The organism is Nocardia sp. NPDC004722, assembly GCF_053601505.1.
The window spans coordinates 1-6,996 of record NZ_JBSGBY010000459.1; the positions used below are offsets into that span (position 1 = coordinate 1).

Genomic DNA, 6,996 nt, shown 5'->3' on the forward strand with positions numbered 1-6,996 from the left:
CGGGCCGGTTCGTGGCCGACCCGTTCGGCGCGCCGGGACAGCGGCTCTACCGGACCGGCGACCTGGTGCGGTGGACGCGCGAGGAAACCGAATCCGGCAGCGGCACCTTGGAATTCGTGGGGCGTGCCGACCTTCAGGTGAAGCTGCGCGGGCAGCGGCTGGAACTCGGCGAGATCGAGACCGCGCTCTGCGAGCAGGAGGGCGTCACCCACGCCGTGGTCCTGCTGCACGCCGCCGCCCACGGTGACCGGCTGGTCGCCTACGTGGTCACCGTGCCCGGCGTGGTCCTGGATCCTGCCCGGATCCGCCGCGCACTCGGACGCCGACTGCCCGGCTTCATGGTCCCCGAAGTCGTGATGGCCGTGGACGCCCTGCCGGTCACGGTCAACGGCAAGCTCGACAAGGCCGCCCTGCCCGAACCGATCTCGGCTCGAGTCGCCTACCGGGCACCCGCGACCCCGGCCGAGGAACTCGTGACCGCCGTGTTCGCCGAAGTGCTCGGCGCGGCCCGGGTGGGCGCGGAGGACGACTTCTTCGCACTCGGCGGCAATTCCCTGTCCGCGACCCAGGTTTCGGCGCGGCTGAGCGATATGGCCCGGGTACAGGTCGGGGTGCGGCACGTCTTCGGCCACCCGGTGGCCGCCGAACTGGCGGCGCTGGTGTCGCGGCGGGTGGCCGAGGCCGACCCGGCGCTCGGGAAGACGCCACGGCTGCGGCCGTGGACGCGCCCGGCCCGGGTGCCGCTGTCATTCGCCCAGCAGCGCATGTGGTTCGTCAACGCCTTCGCCCCCGAATCGGCGTCCTACACCATCCCGCTGGTGCTGCGACTGTCCGGCGCACTGGATGTCGCGGCCCTCACCACGGCCCTGCTGGACGTGCTGGCCCGGCACGAGGTGCTGCGGACCCGCTACCCGGACGTGGACGGAGTGCCCTACCAGGCCGTGGTGCCGGTCGACGAGCTGGCGGAGGCCGTCGACATCGATCTCACCCCACGGCCGGTGACCGACACGGCGCTCACGGGCGCGGTTTCCGACATCGTCTCCACGGGTTTCGATGTGGCCGAACACATTCCGTTGCGCGCCCGGCTGCTCACGCCGGGGGCGGAGGAATTCGTGCTGGTGATGGCGATCCATCACATCAATGCCGACGGCTTCTCCATGGGACCCCTGGCCCGGGATCTCGCGACCGCCTACGCCGCCAGGTGCGCCGCCCGGCAACCGGATTGGCAGCGGCTGCCGTTGCAGTACGCCGACTACGCGCTGTGGCAGCGGGAACTGCTGGGCGCGGCCGACGATCCCGAATCGTTCCTCGCACACCAGATCCGTTACTGGACCGAGCAATTGCGGGATCTGCCCGAGGTGCTGGAGCTGCCGTCGGATCGCCCGCGGCCCGCCGTCGCCTCGCATCGCGGCGCGACCCAGCACTTCACGATCGCACCCGACGTGGTCGCGGGGCTGCGCGAGCTGGCCACCGAGGCCGGGGTCACCCTGTTCATGGTGTTCCACGCCGCCGTGAGCGTGGTCGTGTCGAAGCTGTCGGGCAGCACCGATATCGCCATCGGCACACCGGTTTCCGGGCGCGGCTCGGCCCTGCTCGACGACCTGGTGGGCATGTTCGTCAATACGGTCGTGCTGCGCACCGAGATCGACGCGGCCGAACCCTTCAGTGCGCTGCTGGACCGGGTGCGCGCGGTCGACCTGGACGCCTTCGCACAGGCCGAGATTCCGTTCGAACAGGTGGTGGAGGCGGTGCGGCCACCACGCAGCCAGGCGCATCACCCGCTGTTCCAGGTGATGCTCGCCTTCCACAATCTCGACCCGGCGGCCGTGCGGCTGCCCGGGCTCGCGGTCAGCCCGTCGCGCGCCGACACCGGTATCGAACGCTTCGACCTGACCCTGACCATGGCCGATACCCCCGACTCGCGGGGCGCGATGCCCATCGATCTGAGCTACGCCACCGACCTTTTCGACCACGGGACCGCGCTCGCCTTCCTCGAGCGGCTGGATCGGGTGCTGCGCACGGTCGCTGCCGAGCCCGCGCGGGCGGTGCGCGATATCGGGCTGCTCTCACCCGAGGAGGCGCGGAGCCTCGAAACCTGGGGCAGGGCGGGAACTCCCGACCTCGGGGATCTCACCGGGGACGTGACGCTTCCCGTGCTGCTCGCGGCCGCGGTGGCCGCGCACCCCGACGGCGCCGCGATCGTGGACGGCCCGCGGACGCTGTCGTATCGGGAGCTCGACGAGCGCTCGAACCGGCTGGCGCACTACCTGATCGGCCACGGGGTCGGCGCGGAATCGGTGCTCGCCGTGGCGATGCCGCGCTCGGTCGAATGGTTCGTCGCGGTATGGGCCGTCACCAAGACCGGGGCGGCGTTCCTGCCCCTCGATCCCACACATCCGCTCGAACGGAACCGGTACCTGTGCGCGGATTCCGGTGCGCGACTGGGCATCACCGTCGATACGTACGCCACCGGACTGCCGGTCGACGAGACGGCATGGCTCGTTCTCGACGATCCGGCCACGTCCGAACGCCTGCGGCAGTACCCGCCGACCGGATTCGCACGGCAGCCGCGACCGGGCAACACCGCCTACATCGTCTACACCTCCGGGTCGACCGGACAGCCCAAGGGCGTCGAGGTCACCCATGCCGGACTGGCGGCCGTCGCCACCGCGCAACGCCACGACTACGAGATCACCACCGACGCACGCGTCTTGTGCGTCGCCGCCCGCACTTTCGATGCCGCCGTGCTGGAGTTGTTACTCGCCGTTCCGACCGGGGCCGCGCTGGTCGTGGCCCCGCCCGACGCCTACGGCGGGCCCGCCCTGGCAGATGTCCTGCGTGCGGGCCGCATCACCCACGCCTTCCTGACCCCGTCGGTGCTGGCCTCGCTCGACCCCGAGGGCCTCGACGAACTGCGGGTGCTGACCGCGGGCGGCGAGGGCTATCCGGCGCGGCTGATGGAACGCTGGTCGCGCACCGATACGGCGCACGCGCGCAGGTTCTTCAACACTTACGGGCCGACCGAAACCACGATCCTGACGATGATCAGCCGTGAACTCCGGGCCGGTGACCGGGTCGAACTGGGCACGGGCATCCCCGGTATCGGTGCGCTGGTGCTGGATTCGGGCCTGCGGCCGGTGCCGGTGGGCGCTGTCGGCGAACTGTATCTGTCCGGGGCCGGGCTGGCCCGCGGCTATCGCGGCCGCCCCGACCTGACCGCCGCCCGGTTCGTCGCACATCCCTCCGGCCGCCCGGGCGAGCGGCTCTACCGGACCGGCGACCTGGTGCGGTGGATCCGCGAATCCGATTCCACGACAGGCGCGCTGGTGTTCGTCGGCCGCTCCGACTTCCAGGTGAAGATCCGCGGCCAGCGGCTGGAACTGGGCGAGATCGAGGCCGCGCTGTGCGAGCTGGACGGCATCGCGCAGGCCGTCGCCATCGCGCACACCGACCCGGAACGTTCCGGCGCGCCCGTGCGGCTGGTGGGATATGTCGTCGCCCGCGACGGGCAGGCGCTCGACCCGGCCGAAGTCAGGACTGGGCTCGGTGCCCGGCTGCCGGGCTACATGGTGCCGGACGCGATCCTGGTGCTCGCGGAACTGCCGCTGACAACCACCGGCAAGGTGGATCGTCGGGCATTGCCCGAACCCGTCTTCGAGACCACCGAATTCCGCGCGCCCACCGGTGCGATCGAGGAACTCGTGGCCGGTGTGTTCGCCGAGGTGCTCGGACTCGACCGGGCACGCGTGGAAGTCAAGATCAGGGAGTCGTCAGTGCGGTGAATCGGACGAAACTCGGCACTGACAACTCCCTGATCTTGGTCATACCCGGGGGCCGGGGCGTATCGAGCGTTGAGTCGACCAGCCACGGGGACCGGCTGCGCGGGTGCGGCGGGCGTCAGATCTTGCCGGCGTAGGACTCGGCGACTTCGCGGTCCTTCTTGAAGCCGCTGATGACGTTGGCGGCCTTGACTTCGTCGAGGTTGATTTCGGCGAGGAGGAGGGCGTCGGTTTTGCCGGCGCGGGCGATGGTCTTGCCGAAGGGGTTGATCACCATGCTGTTGCCGTAGAGCTCGAGGGCTTCCTGGTGGCCGCGGTTGTTGGCGGCGAGGACGAAGACCGAGTTCTCCAGGGCGCGGGTGGCGGGGAGCAGCTCCCAGGCGTGGGCGTACTCGGTCGGCCAGGCGGCCGAGAGCAGCAGGACGTCGGCGCCCAGGTCGACGAGGGCGCGCTGTTGCTCGGCGTAGGTGATGTCGGCGCAGGTGTTGAAGCCGAAGGTGACCTCGCGGCCGCTGTGCGGGAGGGTCACCGTCTGCACGACCAGGGTGCTGCCGTTGGTCTGCGGTTCGGCCTTGTGCACGGCGCTCGCACCGCCCAGGTAGCGGTCCTTGTCCTCTTGCGAGACAAAGGCATAGGACTTGCCGTGCAGATGGATCTTGTCGTAGCGGGTGAGGATGCGGCCGTCGGGGGCGAAGAAGACCGCGGTGTTGAACGGGAGGCCGCCGTCCTCGTTGGGCACCTGGAAGGTTCCGGCGTGCACGTAGGCGCCGAGCTTGCGGACAGAGTCGCCGATGCGGGCGAAGGCCCAGCCGTCGAGGGGGTGTTGTTCGGCGAACTGGATGTCGTCCATGAACGCGCCGTCGAGCCATTCCTCGGGGAGCATGACCAGGTCGATGCCCTGGCCGGCCAGGGATTCGATGCGCTCGCAGGCACGCTCGAGGCGCTCTTTGATCGGGTAGTCGAGCTCGGGCAGGTGCTGGATGATGGCGATCTTCATGGTCTCTCGACCTTTCTCTGGGGGATTGGTTCGAATCGGTTCTCCTCATCAGCGATTCACCAGCTACTTTACCGTCAACATCGGACAAATGTCCGATGTTGTTGGGTCGCGATGATCACACCTCGGCGCGGATGGCGGATCGAGGGGTGGTCAGGACTTGCTGAGGCTGCCGGTGATCAGCGTGCGGATCGCTCGACGGAAGAAGTCGACGTCCTCGACGCCGCGCGGCCAGGCTGAATTCTGTAGGGCCGCACCGTCGATGAAGGCCATGATCACGCGGGCCAGGAACTCCGGATCGCTCACGCCGAGGCGATCTAGCAATGAGGTGGTTACCTCTTCGTAGGTGGTGATCAACCGTTGCGCGATGGGGCGTAACTGCGGGTCGTGGCGGCATTGCAGATACAGCGACAGCTGCGCGCGCTTGTCCGCGCCGGTCTCACCGGTCCGCGCGGCATCGCCGATCAGCAGATCCAGGTACCGGTCGATCACCCGAGATGGCGAATCCTGCCCCGCGTCGGGTTCGAGCGCCAGTTGCCGGATCTCGCCGATCAGTCTCGTCGCCGCCAGGTCCATTGCCGCGGAGATCAATTCGTCGATCGAGGTGAAGAAGTAGCTCGTCGAGGAGAGCGGCACGCCCGCCCGCGCGGCGATGGCTCGATGCGTCGCCGCCTTCACCCCGCCCTCGGCGATCACCTCGACCGCCGCGTCCAGCACCTGCGCCCGGCGTGCGGCACCCGCGGCACGATGGCTCTGCGGTCGCGGCGACATGCGGCGATGATAACCAGCCCGTGGTACGCCACCGGCGCACCACGGGATCTGATTGCAGCCGACCTCATTTGACCGAATGCGCCCCCGTATAGGGCTGGCGCACCATCGGTGATCTTGGTAGAGATGGGTAGAACAAATGGGGTGATCCGGATCATTTCGGAGAATGGGGACGAATCAGTGGGTGCCAGAGCCGAACTCGAACAGCAATTGGGCGGCCCGCTGCCCGCCCTCGATCTCTTGACCGACGCCGAGACCGCCGATCTACTCGGCATCTTCCAGCAGGCCCAGCGCACCGAGACCACCGCCATGGTCGAGGCGGTCGACAAGACCGTCGGCGCGCTGCCGTGGCCGCTGCGCACGGCCGCCAAGAAGATCATGTTCGGCAACAAGCTCGGGTAGGGGCGATGAGCGATCTGGTGACGCGCGCGCAGATCACCCTGCTGTCGCGCACGCTGCACGTGCCCGAGGAGCGGCTGGCCCACCTCGAGAAACTGGGCGCGGCCAATCTGCACGAACTGCAGGAACGCATGGCGAAAGTGATCTTCGCCGAACACAATGCGGTGTTCTCGCGGCTGTCGCTGCTGGTGCCGATCATCCCGCTGTCGATCTCGCTGCCGATCGTGCAGCGGATGGTGCCGCCGATGATGGCCGGGCGGGCGGCGGGCGCGATCGGGGTGGATCATCCCAAGAAGGCCGCCGAGGCGGTCGGGATGCTCGATCCCGGGTATGCGGCCGAGGGCGCGCCCTATATGGATCCGCATGCGGTCGGGCAGCTGGCGGATATCGCGCCGCCCAAACCCGTCATGAAGATCATCAACGAGTTGTTGCGGCGCGGGGACTACATCACCGCGGGGCCGTTCCTGGCGTATGCGACACCGGAATTGGTGCGCGCGGTCGAGGAGGATGTGCACGACGACGAGGGGCTGCTGCGCTCGGCGTCGTATTCGTATTCCGGGGAGAACATCAGCGTCATCGTGCGGCATCTGCTTTCGGGGCCTGCGCGTCGCGTGCCGCGGCTGGTGCGCACCGTGTTGCAGGGGTCGAAGGATCTGCGGTTGGCGGCGCTGTCGGTGTTCGCGCGCTGCGACGCCGATGTGGTGGTGGCGATCGGCGACATCCTGTTCGATCTGGGCTCCTCCGACGAGATCGCCGATCTCATCGAGACTTTCGTCAGTTCGGGGGCGGTGCCGGAGACGCTGCGCTTCGCCGGGCAGTTGAGCCCGGCCGCGCTGGATCTGCTGGCCGCCAACCCGGTCATCGCCGAACCGGCCACCATCGCGGCGGTCACCGACGCGGTGAACGGGTGCAGCGAGGACGCGGTGTGGCGGGGGCTGCTGGAGGTGGCCGAGCGCACCGAGGCGGGCGTGGCGCGGCAATTCGGCGGCCCACCCGGGCCCGCAACAGAATCGTCGCCCGCCCGTCCGCACTATCGCCGACGACGGCACCCGCCGA

At 69.0% G+C, this 6,996-nt stretch carries 5 protein-coding genes; 3 read left to right on the forward strand and 2 right to left on the reverse strand.

All coding sequences use genetic code 11. The annotated features are described in order from the left end of the window. Positions 1-3,782: amino acid adenylation domain-containing protein (locus ACWELQ_RS33190; protein WP_452400986.1), on the forward strand; the 3,782-nt coding region annotated here is incomplete at its 5' end. A gap of 115 nt (positions 3,783-3,897) precedes the next feature. Here the strand turns inward: ACWELQ_RS33190 and ACWELQ_RS33195 are convergent. Further along, positions 3,898-4,776, reverse strand: coding sequence for a carbon-nitrogen hydrolase family protein (locus ACWELQ_RS33195; protein ID WP_452400987.1), 879 nt, complete (start codon positions 4,774-4,776; stop codon positions 3,898-3,900). A gap of 150 nt (positions 4,777-4,926) precedes the next feature. Further along, on the reverse strand, positions 4,927-5,544 hold the full coding sequence (locus ACWELQ_RS33200) for a TetR/AcrR family transcriptional regulator (RefSeq protein ID WP_452400988.1): 618 nt from the start codon (positions 5,542-5,544) through the stop codon (positions 4,927-4,929). Positions 5,545-5,721: 177 nt separating this feature from the next. Between ACWELQ_RS33200 and ACWELQ_RS33205 the strand changes: the two genes are divergently transcribed. Then, positions 5,722-5,943, forward strand: coding sequence for a hypothetical protein (locus tag ACWELQ_RS33205; protein WP_452400989.1), 222 nt, complete (start codon positions 5,722-5,724; stop codon positions 5,941-5,943). A 5-nt stretch (positions 5,944-5,948) separates the two neighbouring features. Next, on the forward strand, positions 5,949-6,996 hold a 1,048-nt coding region (locus ACWELQ_RS33210), incomplete at its 3' end, for a hypothetical protein (RefSeq protein WP_452400990.1).